The following is a 19,903-nucleotide window of genomic DNA, read 5'->3' as shown; positions in this document are numbered from 1 at the left end:
TAGCCTTATAAAAACAGTAAGTCTAAACCCCACCACTAAACGCCTCATAAACCCGATTTAACCCCTCACGTAGCAGCGCCTCAGGACACGCCACATTAATACGCATTTTTAGATGCCCCTCGCGACCGTATTTAATACCCGAGTTTAGCTCAACTTTCGCTTCTCGCAGTTTGTCATAAAGCGCCTGATCATCTTGCGCATAGGCCGAGCAATCGAGCCAAATCAAGTACGACGCTTCTGGGCGCATCACCTTGATATCAGGCAGATGCCCTGCTAAGAAGTCTAGCGTGATCTCGATATTTTTCTCAATATAAGTCAGTACCTGCTCTAGCCACTCTCCGCCCTCTTCATAAGCACTTTGCATCACCGTATAAGCAAATAAATTCAGCTCGTATTCATCATTTAAATTCTGCTGCTGACTGATTTTTTTCAGTAACGCTTCATCTTTAGCAAAGATCATCGAGCCTTTGACACCCGCTATATTAAAAGTTTTAGTCATGGATGTCAGGCTGACGACGTTATGCGCGTAGCTTTCGGCTTCTGCTAATTTCAATAAAGGCGTAAATTTATGACCATTTAACGTTAGATCTTGATGAATCTCATCACTGACAATCGCTACATTGTGCTTTTTACATAGCGTAAGCAGCGCTTTAAGCTCCTCTCTCGTCCACACCCGCCCGCCCGGATTGTGAGGATTGCACAGTAAATAAAGCTTAACATTATGCTCAATAATTTTAGCTTCGATATCGTCCAAATCCAGTTGATATTTACCGTCAATTTCCTTTAATGCCGACATCACTAGCGTACGATTATTTTGCTTCACCTTAGTCATAAAGGGCGTATAGATAGGATCATTGACCAGTACCGCCTCCCCTGTCTCGGTGAATATCTGCATCATTAGCGCAAGACTCGGCACGACACCCGGCGAAAATAAAATGTTCTGCTTATTCATCTGTAAACCATAACGACTGCCATGCCAGTTAATAATCGCATCAAACAAGGCCGCAGTGGGTTTGGTATAGCCCAATATGCCATGCTGTGCGACTTGCTCAACCGCGTTTAAGATTGGCGCGGCAGCCTTAAAATCCATATCCGCGACCCATAGCGGAATCGTGTCATCAAAGTAATGCCATTTGACCGATCCCGTATCTCGTCTGTCGATTATTTCATCAAAATTATATGGCACTGACATTTTCCTAAAAGATAGTGGACACTTATTATAAGTCTAGATAATAGCGTTGTCTTTACTGTTTAAATGATTAGGGCCTATCTTCAATCTGGACGAAAGCGCCTAAATGAGCTAAAAATGAGGACACGCCTTAGAAATCTAAGCTTTACTCAACCGTCATTATCTATCCATCGGCTTAAACGACCTTTGGAGGAATAATACTAACAATAGTTGAATTGCCCTTCACCATTAGTGCTACATTTAAACTGCGAACTCTGAATGGTTTTCAGTTGTTTACGTCAGAGTACGTTGATAGTGCGAGCGTTAAAATATACATCAACTCCAGCAAAACCAAACCAATTAGCCTTTTGGGCTTTTAAAAAGGATTTATCAATGAAAATGGACTTTTCACTACATTCAGCACTCAAAATGAGCGTGCTTACTCTCGCCGTTGCCGCGACCTCTGCATGTACAGCTATGACCACAGGCGCTGAGGCTCAACCTGTTACTGCAAACGCTCAAATGATGGCAAACGCTAACTCTACTGCCATTACTTTAGGCAATAGTGCTATGTCTAGCGGCACTAACGACACGGTTGCTATCGGTAATATGGCCAATGCAGGACTTAACTCTGCTACCGCTGTCGGTGGTCAAGCCAATGCCGCAGGCCTAGGCTCAACCTCTATCGGTTGGCAGTCAAAAGCCACTGCCGAACGCGCGCAAGCATTTGGTCATATAGCTAATGCTAGTGGCGTACGCTCTACGGCAGTCGGAGAAGCGGCAGCCGCACAAGGTGCAAACTCGGTCGCGCTAGGTAATAAATCTATGGCAGGCGGCATGAACAGCATCGCTATCGGTAACGGAACAATGGCAGCCAAAACCAATCAAGTGGTGTTAGGCAGCGCGGGACAAGTGCAATCTAGTACCGCAGCACAGTCAGGTACGGTCAGAATCGTCACTATCGATGACAATGGCACGTTAGGCACTATGATGGTTGATTACTACCAAAAAGCTCGATAATCGGTTGGTTGCTAATGTCAGCCAAGCTATAAGTCAGCAATCTCAGACAAAACTATAAGACCTCGCCACGGCGGGGTTTTTTTGTTTAGGTTAAAAGTGTTAGAAAGCTCTTAGAATATGGTTAGCACAGCGTAACGAGCCGAATAGGTTCGGAGTTATTTGAAAATCGAAGCTAAGTGTAATCATAATAAGGGGTTGGAGCTAATCCAGCCATCCGCTATTATCTGCTTAGCCAATGGAGTACGGACTAAAGTCGCTGGTAGCGTTGCTGTTGCCTCGACATCACTCCCAGCCACAGTCCGCAGCGCCATTGTCGTCAGCAGGATAGCCGCTACTGTCAGGGCTAAAACGCGTTTCAAGGCGGCTATTGATAACCTATTATGCTCAATCCATTATAAAAGAGTTACAGCGTTAACCTCGCTTGAAGTATTGCATATACATCTACACTCAGTTGTTTTGTACCACTTTCAAATTGGATTAGCTATAAGGTTGGTTAGTACAGTAATACCGAACGGACTAGACAAAGTCATATCACAACTAGACAATAATTTAGAAATAACATGGTTACAAAGTAGTAATTCAGATAGTATAAGAAAAAACGAAATAATTGGGTTCTATATGAAAGCTAAAGACTTAGTAGAAGCGGGCGAATTGAAGCATAAGATTCGTACGGTAAAAGATCTTGTCAACTATATAAGTATAAAAGAAAATAAAGAGACTTCAAACTACTCTATATTTTTAGGGGCAGGAGCTTCGAGGAGCTCTGGAATTTCAACTGCTTTTGAGCTTATAGTTGAGTGGATGGAGGAGCTTTATGAAAGATATAATTATAAGAAATTTGAACTAAATGACGGTAACGAAGATGATATACACATTCGTTACCGAGAGTTAAAAATATACTTTGAAAGAGAACAAGCTAGTTGGTTTGATGCGACTAACCCATACTCTTCACTTTTCGAGAAAAAATTTGATTTAGCACCTCAGCGTAGAAGATTTATTGAGAAAGAGGTAGACGGAAAACTGCCTTCTATAGGATATGCTTATTTGGTATCACTAGTTAAGAACAATTATTTCAATTCAATATTTACTACAAACTTTGATGATTTAATAAATGAAGCATTTTATCAACTATCTAATAGACGACCTATAGTATGTGCACATGATTCATCTGTTCACTCTATATCCGTAACATCTCAAAGACCTAAAATAATTAAACTACACGGGGACTACCTCTTTGAAGATATTAAGAGTACGTTAAGAGAAACTGAATCCTTAGAAAACAATATCAAAGACAAACTTATAGAATTCTGTAAAGAATATGGATTAATTGTAATCGGCTACTCTGGTAATGATCGCTCGATAATGGATACACTGGAATATCTTATAAAATCAGAATCGTATCTCAAAAATGGTATATATTGGTGCATCAGAGAAGATGATGAGATAAACCCTAAACTTAAAAGCTTTTTTTGGAAAGATGGAGTTTATCCAGTTATTATTAAGGGATTTGATGAGTTTTTCAACATCTTACATCAAGAGCTCTTAGGTTCTACTAGGGTTTTTAATACATATGGAGAGTCAAAACAACAGAAAATAATACAGCAAATAATCAATAATAAAAATAATTTCGATGATGAGGATATTAAGAAAGATATAGAGATTCTCGAATATGAAAGTGAGACTCAATCCTTATCAGCTATAATCTCTGAAGGTATTTATGAAGATAACGAATCTCCAGAAAACAGGGCTACAATACAAGATCATAAGAACTTTTTAGAAATTGACAAAGTTGCTAGTAATGACCTAAAGGAAGCATATAGGAGATCTGTAAATTATTATTTAGAAGCACAAAATGATTCACTAAAAACACTATGGTTAGCCAAGCTTATAGATTTCTCTAGAAGACTAAATTTAGATTTTGATCATGACAAATGGGCTGATGAACTTATAAAGCTTGATGTTAATAACTTCAACTACTATTTACCCAAAATTAGGTCCTTTAAAAACCTGAAAGAAAGAATGTTCGAAGTAGATCTTGATAGATATAAAGAGCACTTTCATAATGATTTTGAGTATTTAAATTATGTTATAAGTTTAAAGTTTGAGGTTATAAATAACTACAAAAGCTATAGTAAAGATAAAACATTTATCGATCAACTTACTATATTGACTGAGTCTAGTTTAAAAATAGAGCCTAGTTTAAGCAATAAATCATGGTTCCATAAAATTAATGCGTTACATTGTCTATATAAAATAGCTTCATCAGGAGATGAGAAAGATAAAATAAAGAAGAAAGCTATAGCTTTTCTAAATACTGCTAAAAATATTAATAATAATAGTATATATACATTAAACCTAGAAACAAACTATGCTAATTTTTTTGATGACAAAGACTATGCGAAAGTACTAATAGAAGACTTACGTTTAAGGTTCACAACCAGCTCCAAAGCAGATCAGCACTCAATAAAGAAATTAATTGACAAGCTTTTTACCAATACCGAATTAAGTTTTAGTAAAAATGACAGACAGGACTTCTATTTGAACCTAATTGATAGTAAGAACTTAGATGATCCTATTGAAGTTCTTGTTTCTAGAATACAATTTTTATTTCTATACAACTTCGACTCATCTTTAATTGAAGAGGAAATTACAAATATATTAAAAAATAGAAGAATTTTGGATCACATAGATAAAATCATCACTATCGCCAAATATATAAATAGTGAATTAATTGATAAAATAGATTTACTCTTGAAGGCTAAGGAAATAAACATAAGTCCTGTATATTTTAATGGTTTCATGTCTCTAATCAAAGAAGAGCAAGGTGATTTAGAGAAATCTATTATCTATCTCGAAAAAAAATATAGCTATAAACCTTTAGATAGTGACTACTATAGTAGAAAAAGTTTTTTATTACTAAAAAACAGAGAATATAGTAAGCTAGATGTACTTCTAAACGACTTCAAGAATAATGATTTTGACTTTGATTGTAGTGTTCTGATTATAAATGCTATGTATAGTTATAAGATAAACAATGATAAAAAGTACAACACGTCTGATTTATATTCAATTATTAGTAAAGCAAAACCAAAAGACAAACTAACATCGATTGCTGCTAAGTTAATTATTGGTAGCAATTACCAACAAGCACTATCAGACATTAAGAAATTAATTAACAATGATAGAGAATACTATCTAGTATTTAATGACTGGATTATATTGGAAGATATTGACAAAGCATCTTTGAGAGAGTTGATTAAAAAATAATTTTAATCGGGAGTTTCCCAAACTCTGTGTAACTGCTTATAATCCACTAACAGGAGAATAAGCAATGACTACTCAATCTGACCTTAAAAAACTGGCCGAGCAAATGGCTGGTAGCATGAACAGCTTTGATGACATCAAAGACTTTCAAAAGCAGCTCATGCAATCTTTTATCGACACTGCCTTAGAAGCTGAGATGGAAGACCATCTTGGATACCCCAAGCATGAAAAAGCAGACAAGCCTAATAAGCGCAACGGTCATACTAAAAAGACCGTCCGTAGCGACACAGGCGACCTTGAGATCTCCACTCCAAGAGACCGCGGTAGCAGCTTTGAACCTACACTAGTGCGCAAGCATCAAACCCGTATTAGTGGCCTTGATGATAAAATCATATTCCTTTACGCCAAAGGTCAAACCACCACTGAGATTGTAGAGAGTATCAAAGAGCTTTACGACGTCGATATCTCAAGCTCTCTTGTCTCAAGAGTCACTGACAACATCATAGACGACATCACCGCATGGCAGAACCGGCCGTTAAGCAGTGTTTATCCTATTGTCTATTTAGACTGTATTGTCGTCAAAGTACGTCAAGACAAGCAGATCATCAACAAGGCAATCTATCTGGCGCTAGGCGTGGGACTTGATGGTAGAAAAGAGCTGCTTGGCATGTGGCTATCAGAGAATGAAGGCGCTAAGTTCTGGCTTGGCGTTCTCACTGAACTACAAAACCGCGGGGTACAAGATATCCTAATCGCTTGTGTCGACGGTCTAAAGGGCTTTCCTGATGCCATCAATACGGTTTATCCAAACGCTCAGGTCCAGCTTTGCATTGTTCATATGGTGCGCTATTCGATGAAGTTCGTGCCGTGGACAGATAAGAAGGCAATAGCGGCTGATTTAAAGGCCATCTACGGCGCTGATACGCTTGAGATAGCAGAGGCCAATCTTGAACACTTTGATGAGGTGTGGGGCGATAAGTATCCGCATGTCATCAAGTCTTGGCGCAATAACTGGGAGGGCTTAACGGTGTTCTTTAATTACCCTAAAGACATCAGAAAAGTCATATATACCACCAATGCTATTGAGTCGCTAAACAGCGTGATTCGTACGGCGGTGAATAAGCGTAAGGTATTTCCCTCTGATCAGGCAGCGTTTAAAGTGGTATATCTAGCAACCCAGCAGGCCTCTAAAAAGTGGTCGATGCCAATCCGTAACTGGACGTCTGCTTTAAATCGCTTTATGATTATGTTTGATGACCGTATCAGCAAGCATTTAATCTAAACGGCAGTTACACAGAATTCGGGATGGTCTCTTTTAATCAACCTAGTTTTATATTACTCTGTAGGCGCTTGCAAAAGTACCAGTTCCTTCACTTCCTCTGACGAAATTACAAGGGCTAGCGATGACTTATGAAAGAGATTTTGTACAAGAATATATTTTAAAGCATATTCTTGTACACTCCATAGGTTTGATATTTTATCATTTTTTAATCTAACGCCCCGTAAAATCAGCCTCACGTCTCTCAACCATCGCCATTGCACCCTCTTTTGCATCTTCTGAATGAAATAAATGCGGCAGATAGCCATGAATATTGGCGAGTGCCGATTTTGCGCCATTACGGCTGGCATCTTGTGCTGATGACAGTAATCCTTGCACGCCAAGCGGTGCAGCGTTACAAATCTCTTTAGCGATAGTTAGCGCGCGCTCGTATTCTTCTCCATTTGCTACCACTTCACTGACTAAATTAAGTCTATCAGCCGTTTGCGCATCAAAGTTTTTACCAGTTAGCAAATACAGCATGGCTTTTTGCCAGCCTGCTGCCGCGACAAATCTTACCGTCGCCCCACCAAATGGCATGATGCCGCGTTGCACTTCCATTTGTGCAAAGTTGCAGTTATCACTAGCGATGACCACATCACTATTTAGCATCAGCTCAATGCCTGCGGTAAAGCAAGTGCCTTGTATTGCCACGACCACAGGTTTGGTCCGCAGTTTGCCACCGATACCCCACGGATCGATTTTATTATCATTGAATTCAAACGCGCCTTTATCCCATTTATCTTGTAGCTCCATCAAATCAAGACCAGCGGTAAAGTGCTCGCCATGGGCGAAGATAAGCGCACAACGCAGATTAGCGTCATTTTCATACTTGGTAAGCGCCTCAGAGAGTTGCTTGATCATATGGCTATCAAAGGCGTTGCGCTTGTCCGCACGATTGAGTCCGATTAGGCAGATATGGCCGTCAGTTTCATAGGTAATGCGCTTGCCAATAGCGTCAGTATCGTTTTGAATGCTCATGGTTTTATCCTTTTTATATTTGTAGTTGTGGTAGGGTGCGGTTAGTTTTATCAAGTTTTCGTAGAGAATAAAGATAAAATGTAACCCACCATTTAAACCTTATAAAAGTATAAGGCGGTGGGTTACGCTGCGTTAACCACACCCTACGCCAAAATTGTCTTATTTAAGTGAATACTACTGACTTTCAATATAGACATACGCTCTTTGCAACGCAAGCACCGTTTTAGCGTTTCCATCAACAGCTGACCTCAATATCAGTTGACCTGATTTGCGATAAGTGCAACTATTATTCAACCTAAGACATGACTCAGAGCTTTTTATGGAATTTTGGCACGGTTTTTTGCTGATTACCAGCGTTCATCTACTCGCTGCTGCCTCTCCAGGGCCTGATTTTGTCTTGGTATCACAGCAGACATTGGCAAAAGGTCGGCGCACAGGTTTGATTTGTAGCCTTGGTATTACCTTGGGTCTTGCTGTACACATTATCTATTCGGTGCTGGGACTGGCAACAGTGATCGCCCATTCACAGCCGCTATTGACCGCTATTAAATGGTTGGGTGGTAGCTATCTGATTTATCTCGGATGGCAAGGTATTCAAGCCAAACCGAAAAAACCATTAGATTTAGCAGCTTCAGAAAATGTAGGCATTGATACTTCAAACACTAAGTCTACCGAGCAAACACCGCTGCTTTCTACCAAAAAACCTTCTATGAATAGCGACTCAACTTTCGCCATTCTACGTCGTGGCTTTTTTTGTAATGTATTTAACCCAAAAGCGCCCGTCTATTTTGTCGCTATATTTACCTTGGTATTGTCACCTAATATACCACTTTGGCAGCTTTCCATTTATGGCGTATGGATGATGGTCTTACAGATGGCATGGTTTAGCACCGTAGTGATGTTACTCTCCATTCCTGCGATACATCGTCGCTTTCAACGCTTTGAGCATTGGATTGACCGCGTCTTAGGTACCGCGATGATCGTATTGGGATTAAACCTGATTTTACGTAGCCGATAAGACATTCGTTAGCCGCGAAATCTGCTAAAATGGTTGATTATATTCAAACATCAAAGCCCGATACTATGACCAGTAAGCCTATGAACCGTCGCCCGACCGCTAACAATCACAGAAACAGATCACCTGAGACTGCCAAAAAATTAGGCCAGCTGCATCCACGCAATCCGCACCAAGGCCGCTATGACTTTGCGGTATTGACCCGCGCTTTGCCTGAGCTTGCCAAGCATACGATTACCAATCCTAATGGCGAGCCAACGATTAACTTCTCTGATCATCAAGCGGTAAGAGTGCTTAATCAGGCGCTATTGGCCCATTATTATGGCGTTAAATTTTGGGACATTCCTGAAGGTTATTTGTGTCCACCGATTCCGGGGCGTGCCGATTATATTCATTACATCGCTGACTTATTGGCGCAAACCACGCACATGAATGACGATAATACACCGCCGATGGGTAAAGAAATCCATGCCTTAGATATTGGTACTGGTGCCAGTGCTATTTACCCTATTATCGGCAGCCAAAGCTACGGTTGGCGCTTTACCGCGAGCGATATCGACCCTATTTCGGTCAATACCGCGGCATTGATTTGTGAAGCCAATCCAAAGCTAAAAGGCGCAGTGAAAGTAAAACTACAACCCAATCCGAAGAAGTTTTTTGCAGGTATCATCGGTCGTCAAGATTACTTCGATGTGGTCGTGTGCAACCCGCCATTCCATGCGTCACTAGAAGAAGCGATGGAATCCAATACCCGCAAGCAGCATAATTTGCAACGCCATCGTGGCAAGAATGAAAACGAGCAAGTAAGCCGACATTCAACGAAATCTGGCAATGCGGCACAAAACCTAAACTTCGGCGGTCAGCATAAAGAGCTATGGAGTGAAGGTGGCGAGATTACCTTTTTGACTAAGATGATAAAAGAGAGCCAAGATTTCGCTGAGCATGTTGGCTGGTTTACTAGCTTAGTCTCGAAGTCTGAAAACGTAAAACCTTTACAGCTATTGCTAAAGCAGCTTGATGTCACACAGATGCGCATTATTGAGATGAGCCAAGGACAGAAAAACACCCGTATATTGGCATGGCGTTTTAACACTGATGAAGAATAGTAGTTACTGTTTTTAATTCTTAAAGTTTCACGTGAAACAAAAAAGCACCGCTCTGGAACCCAGAGCGGTGCTTTTTATTGAGAAAATAAGTCAAAATGGAATATAGTTAAATACCTTAAAACGCGACGGTATTGCTGATTTATCGATATTACTTTTCACTCATTATAGGGCGTGTTGAACATTCGATCGTGGCACTGACAGAGACTATTTTTTAGGCTGATGCTAAAATTGCCCCATACCGTGTTGCAATTCGAGCTAAGGTATCAACATAATCTTCGACTTGCGCCGTGTCTGGAACAATTTTAGCGATCATCAGTGTTCATTTATGAATGTTCAACATGCCCTAGTTATCTAGCCAAAAAACATGATTTTTATACCAATTAAAATAAGCACCAAACCACCTAATGCTTCGGCTTTATCCTCTAACCATGTACCAGAGCGCCAGCCTAGATAAACACCGAATAGCCCAAATATAGCCGTTACTACAGCGATAATTAAACATGCTAACCATGCATTCAATGCCAATAAATTAAGGGTAAACCCTGCCGCCATCGCATCAATACTGGTGGCAATGGCGAGCGTAAACATAGTGCGATGATTGATACTGCCGTTTCCACTGCCTATGGCGGCAACGGTATCACCAGTCGTATCAATAGCACCAGCCTTTAGGTGAAGCGCACTGTCTACCGCATCCTCCCCATCACCAGTAAACACCTCATAAAGCATCTTGCCACCGAGACCGATCAGTATAATGCCACCGATCCAAGGTGCAGCAGCAGCCAACCAGCCTAAAAGTGCTGCGCCTAACAAATATCCAATCAATGGCATCACGCCCTGCGCAATACCAAAATATAACGCCGCATAAACAGCTAAACGTAACAAATACTGCTTGCTTTGTTTTTGCGACTTAGCACCCAGCCCAATCGCGACAGCAAATGCATCCATGGCTAAAGCGATAGCCAGCAACACAACTTCAATCATTTTGGTGTCCACTTATTATAATGATTTATCTAGTGAAGTTTCACGTGAAACATCACATCGATTTAATCGTTTACCTTTTCCCAAAAACTACGCTTTTTGCCATGCTTATCTTTAAGCGTAATAACATATTTTTTATGGGTTGCAAGTTCGCTGTAAGGCTTAGACGATTGACTAATAACCGTATCAAGCTTTGTTAGACGGTTGAAGTAGCGAGCCGCGTGACCATAGGCTTTGCTGCGAGAGCTGTCTAGAATATCATTAAGTAAAGTGCGATAAATAATAACTTGAAGTAAATCAGTCTCAGCTGGCAACTCCTTTAACATGCCGGTTAGCGCTGTATAATGTACATCAGCAAACTGGCAATAACGGGCAACTGCGACCTGATTGGCAAGCTCAACCTCTCCTATTTCTAGCAGTAGTGATGTTGCCATAAATACATTTTCTTGTTGCTCTGCCAGCTCATAAGCTCTTTTTCGCCACTGAGCTTGCTGAGCAGGACTGGCCTCAGCCATGATAGCTTTTAGCCTTAAAGGGCTTGGTTGCAGCTCAAATACCTCGCCTAGCACTTCCATGAGCGCATTGGTATTTTTTTGCATGTGATATATGTGACTTAGCCAATCCAAGCGTCTGGTCTTATCTAACAGACCATCGCTTTGCCACTCTTCATTTAAGTAGTGTAGTGCCTTATCAAAAGCTCTTTGATTTAGCAAAAATGTTAGCAACTCTTCTAATCTTCGAGGATGAACTGGTCTAGTCTCTTGCATCTCAAAAAAGATGGTTTCAAAAAATCCCACATCACCTAGCGCCCTTGATAGATTTTTTATGGCGATCTCAATTACCATTTTTTCATAGTTAATCGAAAAAGCATCATCGCTTAAAGGGCTGTTTTGCCTTTCATTGAGCGTATCTTCGTTTGCCTTTTTTATTTGGATATTCTCACGCTCTTGTTGATAATCAGCGATCAATCCACGTATCTCAGGCTCAGATAACAGCTCATTAATATCTTCTAATAAACTATCTTTAGTACCATAATCATTATCGTCAGCCAGCAATTTTACTTTCTTTACCCAAGCATGGCTGAGTATATCGCGCTCATCAACCAGTATGTCTCGCTTTTCTTGCTCATAGCATGTGCTAGCCACTGTCAGCCAAGATGCAGTCAAACTCCTATAAATATCACCAATATAACCGTTAGAATCATCAGCACGCCCTAAGCTAGCATTAGTAGATTCTATAAATAACTCAAGTAACGTCAGGCATTCTTGTGGTTGCTCAGGATAAAGGCTCATTATGTCACTGGCTAAGTGCTGAAGCTCAGTAGCAAATTCGCTAGACTCCCAATAATCTACAAACTTCCTTCGTCTTCTAAGTCCTTTTAGTGTAGTGGTTAACTTTTTTATAAGTTTAGGCTTATCTGATTGTAATAGCAGACGCTCAATTTTTTTATCGAGCATTTTATCTACACCATACACATCAGAGACAAAATCAATTAAGGCCGTTTTTGATAGTTGTGACAAATACTTCTTTTGTTCTGCGTTTAGCATAGTGTTACCCTCACTATTTTACTGGTAATGTTTCATATGAAAAAAGCCACCTTGCGAGCAAGATGACTTTATACCAATAAATACTTATATTCAAACTTCAAGGTCTATAATCTCAAAGCTTAAAAGCTAAATATCCAAATTAGACACTGTTAGCGCATTTTCTTCGATAAAGATACGACGTGGCTCAACGTGATCACCCATTAGGCAGGTAAACATATGATCCGCCGCGATAGCATCTTCGATCGTGACGCGTAGCATGCGACGGTTTTCAGGATCCATAGTGGTATCCCAAAGCTGATCAGCGTTCATCTCCCCTAGCCCTTTATAGCGCTGGATTGCCAAACCACGACGCGCATCCAGCATCATCTGTTGCCAGAGATAATCAAAGTCACGCACTGGGATATCTTTGGTCGTACCTGCTGTTGCCTCACGACGAATAAAGGCATCTTCCTCAAGTAAGGTGTTCCATTCAGCCGATAATCGTAGCAACTTGGTATATTCACCTGAGTTGATAAAGCTTGCATCTAGCAGATAATGGTGGGCTAATTGATGCACATAAACAGTGATACGTGGCAACCATTGTGCCTTGGCTGATAACGCCTCACTATCAGACACTGTGCCATCTGCAATTTCTACCGCAGGCCTCATACCCAATAAGTCTGCAGCGGCAGCATCCATATTCTTTGGTTGCGGCGCATGAATATTGACCAATTCAATCTCAGGGCTCAGATCACTACCAAAGTGCTCAAGCTGAGTTTGCATGGCTTCTTGCCACGCTTGCATAGCAGACTTATCGTAAGTCATATCAGTGCTAAGCTTTGGCGTATGCGTTAAAGCATCCAAAATTACCGCTGGAAAACGAATTTGCAAACGGGCTTTGATCAGCTGCGTTTGGTTATAATCATTCAATAGCGTCTCTAATGCTTGCCCAGTAATGGCAGGCGCATCAGCACTAATATGCAGCTTGGTATTGTCAATCGTTGATGACAATAGATAAGCTTTTAAGGCTTCATCGTCCTTTAGATACAGCTCTTGACGACCTTTTTTCACTTTGTATAGCGGTGGCTGAGCGATATAAATATAGCCACGCTCGATCAGCTCTGGCGTTTGACGGAAGAAGAAGGTCAACAGCAAGGTACGAATGTGTGACCCATCAACGTCGGCATCGGTCATGATGATGATTTTGTGATAGCGTACTTTATCAGGATTATATTCATCAGGACCGATACCACAGCCAAGCGCAGTAATTAAGTTACCTACTTCCGCAGACGACAACATTTTGTCAAAACGCGCACGCTCAACGTTTAGGATTTTACCTTTTAGTGGCAAAATCGCTTGGGTCTTACGGCTACGACCCTGCTTGGCTGAACCACCCGCAGAGTCACCCTCCACGATATACAGCTCTGAAAGCGCTGGATCTTTTTCTTGGCAATCCGCCAACTTACCAGGCAAACCAGCGATATCCAAAGTGGTCTTACGACGTGTCATTTCACGTGCTTTGCGAGCAGCATCACGTGCTCGTGCTGCATCGATGATTTTATTCGCAATGGCTTTACTAGCCGTTGGATTCTCTAACAAAAAGTCGTTGAACTTATCATGCATGGCTGATTCAACAGCAGACTTTACTTCGCTTGAGACCAGCTTGTCTTTGGTTTGACTAGAGAATTTTGGATCAGGCACTTTAACCGAGACAATCGCCGTCAAACCTTCACGCGCATCATCGCCCGTCGCCGTCACTTTCTCTTTTTTGAATAAGTTTTCACGATCCATATAACTGTTTAGACAGCGGGTCAATGCCGAACGAAAGCCTGATAAATGCGTACCACCATCGCGCTGCGGGATGTTGTTGGTAAAGCACAATACTTTTTCGTTATAAGTGTCCGTCCATTGTAGGGCCACTTCGACACTGATGCCATCGTCTTGCTCACTATCAAAATGGAAGACTTCGTTGACGCCATCTTTGCCCGCATTAATATAGCTGACAAACTCTGACAATCCGCCTTTATGCTCAAACTCATGACGCTTATCGATACGCTCATCGGTCAAGACGATGCGTACACCTGAGTTCAAAAACGACAGCTCACGTAAACGCTTGGCTAAAATATCATATTCGAAGATAGTGCCAGTAAAGACATCGTTACTAGGATAAAAGCGGATTTGGGTGCCCGTTTTATCCGTTGCTTCCATTTGCTGAATGTCAGCATCAGGCACACCATCGGTATACGTCTGATGGTAGTGATAGCCTTCACGCCAGATATTCATTTCAAGCTTTTTGGACAAGGCGTTAACGACCGAGACGCCGACACCATGTAGACCGCCTGAGACTTTATAGCTGTTATCATCGAACTTACCACCTGCGTGCAGCACGGTCATGATAACCTGCGCCGCTGACACCCCCTCTTCTGGATGGATATCAACAGGGACGCCGCGACCATTGTCCATGACACTGACCGATTCGTCTTCGTGAATGACGATATCGATCTGATCACAATGACCGGCCAATGCTTCATCGATAGAGTTGTCCACCACCTCAAAGACCATATGATGCAAGCCGGTGCCGTCATCGGTATCACCGATATACATCCCAGGACGCACGCGCACGGCTTCTAAACCGCGTAAAACACGGATATCTTTGGAGCTGTAATCAGAGGGTAACCCTTGAACGGCGGCAGGGACAATCGTGTCAACGACAGTATCCGACACCATAGCATCTGAAACTGTCGTATCGGCCGTCAATTGCTCGTAATCGGTAGGTAATGAATCACTCATGTGCATTCCTTAATCTAGCCATTATCAGCCCATCACGGGCGCACCATTACGGTGACGCCTCACGATGTTATCTTAGACTTAACGTTTTATGGTCAAAGCCTGTCATGCGTATTATTAGCTAAACATTGTTAGCTACAACTTTGTGGCATGTCATTACAGACATAAAATTAGCGCTCGGTATTTTTAATACTAGCTTCTGTTCTTTTAAACATTATTAAAGCCAAGTAAAATAAATAAAACACATATTTATCAGCCACTTAGAATTTTATAGATAATAAAAAAACTCTATATCACGCCATAAGATAACTTACTGAGAATAGGACAAAAATAAAGCCCTATTTTAGCATTTTTTTGCTTCTAAGTCACTGTTTACTGGCAGTTTTATCGTTATCTATCAGGTATTTTAAGTCGGTAAGAATTACCGAAAAATAAGAGGGTAAATTATGGATGAAATGCAAAGTTGACGAGGAGGAATTAAAACAAAAATATCAATATTTATGCTTAGTTGTCAGGAGAAATTTGACCTTGTTTCACATGAAACATATTAGGTTTTGACCATAATGTATTGACTAGCGGTACGATATCATCGGTCAAACTGGTCATAAATACTTGACAAGGCAGCTGCGCTAGCGTTGACAATAAAATCTCAATCGCCCTATCATCAAGCTCTGCAGTGATATCGTCTAACAATACCACGGGCGTCACTCGCGATTTAAAATCATTGTTAGAGATATCCGCATCTTTTTCAGTATTAAGTAGCAGCGGCAACTGTGATAAGCGCAATGCGGTAATCAATAGCTTCTTTTCACCGCGCGATAACACATTAGCGGCCTGCTCTTTTAAAACGGGCAATTTCGTGTGTATATCGCCTTCTACTGTCGTGTTTTTAGTTTCCTGCCCTTCATGTATGGCTAGCGGCTCGCTAGAGCGCCAATGGACATGAATATCGGCACGGTGGTTACCGATGCGGGTATAGCCCAGCTGCAAATCCTGTTCTAAGCGCTCATTAAGCTGTACATCGAGCGCAACACTGGTGTCGTAACCGGCACTATAGCTCAAGCTCAATTGCTCGGCATAAGCAGGCAATAACTGAGCAATGCTTTGAGCAAAATAAGGCTGCCATTCGCTAAATATTCGTTCGCGATAGTGATGGATAAGTGCCGCATGACTGCTCAGACCTCTGTCCCATGCTCTAAGCTCAGCAAGTTGAACTTGGGTCAAGTGGCGTGATTTTTTTAGCAAACTATTGCGCTGTTTTAATAGCCGTTGATAAGCTACCCATTGTGGATGAAAGCCTTGTTTCATGTGAAACACCAACCAATCCAACAGCTGCCGACGACTGGCACTGCCCTGCTCTAACATATCCATAGTAGAGGGATCTATTAATAGTGTGGGGAGCTGTTCGGTTAAGATGCTTTGATTGTAAACGGTGCTTTGATTAAGACGTAGTATCGTCGTCGCATCAGCTTGCTTTTGAATCGCTAAAGTGCTGCTATCACTGAGTCTAGCATGTACGGTTGCGCTATTTTGATGGTGCTGAATATAGCGTTTAGGCTGGTGATGACGAAAGCTCTTACCTCGTGATAGCAAGAATATCGCTTCCAATAGCGAGGTTTTACCACTACCATTCGCGCCGATAATGACGTTGCAAGCAGTGGCAGGTAGATTGACTTGACTGAGGTTACGTAGGTGTGAAATTTGTAGACGTTCAATCATAATATCGACAGCCGCCTATTTTTACCATCCGATTATTAGCAGGCAAAAGTTTAATTAATTATAGATTTTGCGAGGTTGCAGAGGTTAGTTTTAAATATGAAAACGGGCTTAAAAACAATACTACAAAGACAGCGACCTCGTCTCACTGGACAAGTGCTACCGTCTAACTGCACCGTTTTCTACAAAAAAAAGCACTATATACGCATTGGCATGATGACATATTGATGGAATTCATCATTTAGCTGATTTACTAGTACTGAGGCGTTAGATTGGCTCATATGCATTTGCAGATCCCCTTGGATGACACTTAGCACATCTTGCAAATAGGCAGCATTAAAGGACAGCTCCATCGGCTCACCTTGATACTTAGCTTGTATCATCTCAACCGCTTCGTCTTGCTCAGCGTTATTAGCGCGTACTTCCACCATACCATCGCTGGCGAAATTAAAGACGACGCCACGTGATTTTTCGTTACTTAAAATCGCGACACGGCGTAGCACATCTGTCATTTTTTCTTGATTAAATAAGGCCAATTTATCGGTATTGCTTGGCATGACGCGACGATAGTCAGGAAACTTACCGTCGATTAAACGTGCGGTAAAGGTCACCATTAGATTATCACTCACCTGCCCTGCACTATCCACTTCACCGAACGGCAAGCTTACTTGCAAAAACTCGCGACCAAAGCTTAGCGTCACTGCGTTATCTTGATCACCCAACATCTTACCAAGCTCAGAAGCCAAACGCTCAAGCTCAATCACCGCTTTGCGCGGCAAGATGGCTTGCATATTCAAATCTGCACTGACATCAATGACACTACGCGCCAATGCCAATCTATGTCCATCAGTTGCAACGGTGGTTAGCTGCTGTTGTGAAACATCAAACAGCATACCAGTTAAATAATAGCGCACATCTTGAATGGCCATGGCGAACTGGGTTTTATGAATCAAATCCGTCAAACGGCTACGGCTAATGGTCAACGGCGTGATATTTTCGGGATTGCCCAAGCTTGGATAATCTTCACTAGGCAATGTACCCAAGGTAAAGCGGCTCTTACCACTCGTCAGCAAACAACGCTCGTTTTCTTGGGTGGCAAGCGTAACTTGTGCTTGTGCGGGTAAGGATTTGCAGATATCTCTCAGTTTTGTCGCAGGTAAAGTGGTTGTTCCTGCTTCAACACAAGCACCAGCAGGCAATTTCAACGTCGATGTCAGCTCTACCTCTAAGTCAGAGGCTGTCAAAATAAGCGCTGACTCAGACAACTGTAGCTTGATATTACCCAAGATAACCATATTGTGACGTTTGTCAGCGGCCTTGGCGATCAAGTTAATAGCTTTTAATAACGACTCTCGATTAATCGATAATTGCATGCTTGGTTACTCTTATTTGAATGATTCTTTTTATATAGATGTAAAATAATGGCTTAATAATACCCTGTCTACTGACGATAATCCACAAGGTATCTGCCGGTTGGTACTCGCAATATTATAAACCATATCAACCGACTAAAATACAGTGTAACCACGGCCTAAAAATAGCGTAGCTACAGCCTAAAATTAATCGTAACATATAGCTTTAACCTGCTTGTAACATCAGAGCAAGTGTCTTGTAATCTTTATCAAACGCTGGGTCGGCGGCGCGTAGCTCATTAACTTTATCACAAGCATGCATAACCGTCGTATGATCCCGTCCGCCAAAAGACTGTCCAATCTCCGGAAAGCTATCGCTGGTCAATTCACGTGATAATGCCATGGCTATTTGCCGTGGTCTAGCAATACTACGCGTACGCTTGCGTCCCATCATGTCTTTGATAGTCACATCGTAGTATTCAGCGACCACTTTGCGGATATTATCCATATTGACGGCTTGCACCCGCATCGCGACGATGTCTTTTAGCGCGTATTGCACCATTTCAAGAGTAATCTGTGCACCCGTCAAGTTAGCATTGGCAAATACTTGATTTAGAGCACCTTCTAAACGACGGACATTTGACACCACGTTTTGAGCGATAAATAAAGCGCATTCCTTAGGGAGCGTCATGCCGTGTGATGCTGCTTTTTTCTGTAAGATTTGTACTCGTGTATCAATCTCAGGCGGATCAACAGCCACCGTCAAACCCCAAGAAAAACGCGATCTAAAACGTTCATCAAATTCCGTCATCTGCGATGGATGACGATCTGATGCCAAAATCAGTTGCTTGTCACCACTGGTAAAATCCGCAAATAACGTTAAAAACTCATTACTACTCTTGGTCTTTCCTGCTAGTACATGAATATCATCTACAATTAATAAATCTACTTTTTTTATTTTCTTTTTAAAATCTTCTATTTTATTATTTCTTAATGAATAAACCAATTGATTAATAAATTTTTCAGAAGTGAAATAATAAAAACTTTGATTGTTTTTTAAATAGCGGTGCGCTACCGAATGCATTAAATGAGTTTTTCCCAATCCTGAAGGACCATATATAAATAAAGGATTGTGACGATTCTTTGATTGACGCTTACCAAGCTCATAACAAGCCTTGTACGCAAGGTTGTTAGACTTACCAGTGACAAAGGTCTCAAAGGTAAAATCAGGATTTAGATAGCTTAATGATTTGGCATCAGCAGATTCTGCTAGGGTAGCATGACGCATGTTGGCATCGATATCTGCGCGCGCATTATTCTGATGTATGGATTCAAATTTGTGCTCGTCAGGGGGAGGGGAGGGGTTATCTTCTACAAATAGCGAACCTGACTGCGACTGATTATTGTCGTTCGACTCACGACCTGCATTATCGACCCGCACGATCACTTCCTCGATACTACCTTGACTGTGCTTGGCCACCAGCTGCTGAATATCTTGCAAATGGTTTTTTTTGATATACGTTACAAAGTAATCGTTCGGTGCAAGAATAATGAGCGTCTGCGCTTCCTGATGGGCTGATAAGGGTCTTAACCACATCGTAAATACGTTATCTTTGACGTTATAACGCAAATCGTTTAGGCACTTATCCCAAATAGTTGCTGTGTCTATCAT

The 19,903-nt window shown here is 41.5% G+C and carries 13 protein-coding genes; 5 read left to right on the top strand and 8 right to left on the bottom strand.

Annotated elements, in window-relative coordinates; all coding sequences use genetic code 11:
- Positions 1-22: 22 nt before the first annotated feature.
- Positions 23-1,192, bottom strand: a complete 1,170-nt coding sequence (locus ACSUPM_RS00065; protein ID WP_436880043.1) for a MalY/PatB family protein — start codon at positions 1,190-1,192, stop codon at positions 23-25.
- Between the two features lie 369 nt (positions 1,193-1,561).
- Between ACSUPM_RS00065 and ACSUPM_RS00060 the strand changes: the two genes are divergently transcribed.
- The 3 genes from ACSUPM_RS00060 to ACSUPM_RS00050 all read left to right on the top strand — a co-directional run bounded on the left by ACSUPM_RS00060 (position 1,562) and on the right by ACSUPM_RS00050 (position 6,734).
- Positions 1,562-2,188 (top strand): hypothetical protein, encoded by a 627-nt coding sequence (locus ACSUPM_RS00060; protein WP_436880042.1) that lies wholly within the window; start codon positions 1,562-1,564, stop codon positions 2,186-2,188.
- A 159-nt stretch (positions 2,189-2,347) separates the two neighbouring features.
- Positions 2,348-5,455, top strand: a complete 3,108-nt coding sequence (locus ACSUPM_RS00055; RefSeq protein WP_436880041.1) for an SIR2 family protein — start codon at positions 2,348-2,350, stop codon at positions 5,453-5,455.
- Between the two features lie 64 nt (positions 5,456-5,519).
- Positions 5,520-6,734, top strand: a complete 1,215-nt coding sequence (locus ACSUPM_RS00050) for an IS256 family transposase (RefSeq protein WP_436880040.1) — start codon at positions 5,520-5,522, stop codon at positions 6,732-6,734.
- A 210-nt stretch (positions 6,735-6,944) separates the two neighbouring features.
- On the opposite strand, the gene ACSUPM_RS00045 is transcribed toward ACSUPM_RS00050, so the two are convergent.
- Entirely contained in the window at positions 6,945-7,751 is an 807-nt protein-coding gene (locus ACSUPM_RS00045; protein WP_436880039.1) for a crotonase/enoyl-CoA hydratase family protein, read from the bottom strand.
- 319 nt (positions 7,752-8,070) lie between these two features.
- On the opposite strand from ACSUPM_RS00045, the gene ACSUPM_RS00040 reads away from it, so the two are divergent.
- Complete coding sequence (locus tag ACSUPM_RS00040; protein ID WP_436880038.1) at positions 8,071-8,769, top strand: LysE family translocator; 699 nt, start codon at positions 8,071-8,073, stop codon at positions 8,767-8,769.
- 65 nt (positions 8,770-8,834) lie between these two features.
- Positions 8,835-9,872, top strand: coding sequence for a 23S rRNA (adenine(1618)-N(6))-methyltransferase RlmF (gene rlmF, locus ACSUPM_RS00035; protein WP_101211925.1), 1,038 nt, complete (start codon positions 8,835-8,837; stop codon positions 9,870-9,872).
- 351 nt (positions 9,873-10,223) lie between these two features.
- On the opposite strand, the gene ACSUPM_RS00030 is transcribed toward rlmF, so the two are convergent.
- The 6 genes from ACSUPM_RS00030 to dnaA all read right to left on the bottom strand — a co-directional run bounded on the left by ACSUPM_RS00030 (position 10,224) and on the right by dnaA (position 19,903).
- Complete coding sequence (locus ACSUPM_RS00030; RefSeq protein WP_025651999.1) at positions 10,224-10,853, bottom strand: manganese efflux pump MntP; 630 nt, start codon at positions 10,851-10,853, stop codon at positions 10,224-10,226.
- A gap of 62 nt (positions 10,854-10,915) precedes the next feature.
- The gene (locus ACSUPM_RS00025; protein ID WP_436880037.1) at positions 10,916-12,397 is read right to left on the bottom strand and encodes a DUF6880 family protein; all 1,482 of its coding nucleotides are present in this window, start codon (positions 12,395-12,397) and stop codon (positions 10,916-10,918) included.
- A 126-nt stretch (positions 12,398-12,523) separates the two neighbouring features.
- On the bottom strand, positions 12,524-15,103 hold the full coding sequence (gene gyrB / locus ACSUPM_RS00020) for a DNA topoisomerase (ATP-hydrolyzing) subunit B (RefSeq protein WP_051395163.1): 2,580 nt from the start codon (positions 15,101-15,103) through the stop codon (positions 12,524-12,526).
- A gap of 564 nt (positions 15,104-15,667) precedes the next feature.
- Entirely contained in the window at positions 15,668-16,882 is a 1,215-nt protein-coding gene (gene recF / locus ACSUPM_RS00015; protein WP_025651996.1) for a DNA replication/repair protein RecF, read from the bottom strand.
- 194 nt (positions 16,883-17,076) lie between these two features.
- Positions 17,077-18,252 (bottom strand): DNA polymerase III subunit beta, encoded by a 1,176-nt coding sequence (dnaN, locus tag ACSUPM_RS00010; protein ID WP_025651995.1) that lies wholly within the window; start codon positions 18,250-18,252, stop codon positions 17,077-17,079.
- A 205-nt stretch (positions 18,253-18,457) separates the two neighbouring features.
- Positions 18,458-19,903: a chromosomal replication initiator protein DnaA gene (gene dnaA, locus ACSUPM_RS00005; protein ID WP_025651994.1), complete on the bottom strand. Its 1,446-nt coding sequence runs from the start codon at positions 19,901-19,903 to the stop codon at positions 18,458-18,460.

Origin of the sequence: Psychrobacter okhotskensis (genome assembly GCF_965638355.1) — a bacterium.
GTDB lineage: Bacteria > Pseudomonadota > Gammaproteobacteria > Pseudomonadales > Moraxellaceae > Psychrobacter > Psychrobacter okhotskensis.
The sequence above is the reverse complement of the archived record's forward strand: the minus strand, read 5'-3'. Positions and strand labels throughout refer to the sequence as shown.

Excerpts from the sequence above, each read along its gene's own strand:
- dnaA (WP_025651994.1), bottom strand. The coding sequence starts at position 19,903 with ATGATAGACACAGCAACTATTTGGGATAAGTGCCTAAACGATTTGCGT.
- ACSUPM_RS00040 (WP_436880038.1), top strand. The coding sequence starts at position 8,071 with ATGGAATTTTGGCACGGTTTTTTGCTGATTACCAGCGTTCATCTACTC.
- ACSUPM_RS00045 (WP_436880039.1), bottom strand. The coding sequence starts at position 7,751 with ATGAGCATTCAAAACGATACTGACGCTATTGGCAAGCGCATTACCTAT.
- ACSUPM_RS00060 (WP_436880042.1), top strand. The coding sequence starts at position 1,562 with ATGAAAATGGACTTTTCACTACATTCAGCACTCAAAATGAGCGTGCTT.
- ACSUPM_RS00025 (WP_436880037.1), bottom strand. The coding sequence starts at position 12,397 with ATGCTAAACGCAGAACAAAAGAAGTATTTGTCACAACTATCAAAAACG.
- recF (WP_025651996.1), bottom strand. The coding sequence starts at position 16,882 with ATGATTGAACGTCTACAAATTTCACACCTACGTAACCTCAGTCAAGTC.
- ACSUPM_RS00050 (WP_436880040.1), top strand. The coding sequence starts at position 5,520 with ATGACTACTCAATCTGACCTTAAAAAACTGGCCGAGCAAATGGCTGGT.
- ACSUPM_RS00030 (WP_025651999.1), bottom strand. The coding sequence starts at position 10,853 with ATGATTGAAGTTGTGTTGCTGGCTATCGCTTTAGCCATGGATGCATTT.
- ACSUPM_RS00065 (WP_436880043.1), bottom strand. The coding sequence starts at position 1,192 with ATGTCAGTGCCATATAATTTTGATGAAATAATCGACAGACGAGATACG.
- gyrB (WP_051395163.1), bottom strand. The coding sequence starts at position 15,103 with ATGGTGTCGGATACTGTCGTTGACACGATTGTCCCTGCCGCCGTTCAA.
- rlmF (WP_101211925.1), top strand. The coding sequence starts at position 8,835 with ATGACCAGTAAGCCTATGAACCGTCGCCCGACCGCTAACAATCACAGA.
- dnaN (WP_025651995.1), bottom strand. The coding sequence starts at position 18,252 with ATGCAATTATCGATTAATCGAGAGTCGTTATTAAAAGCTATTAACTTG.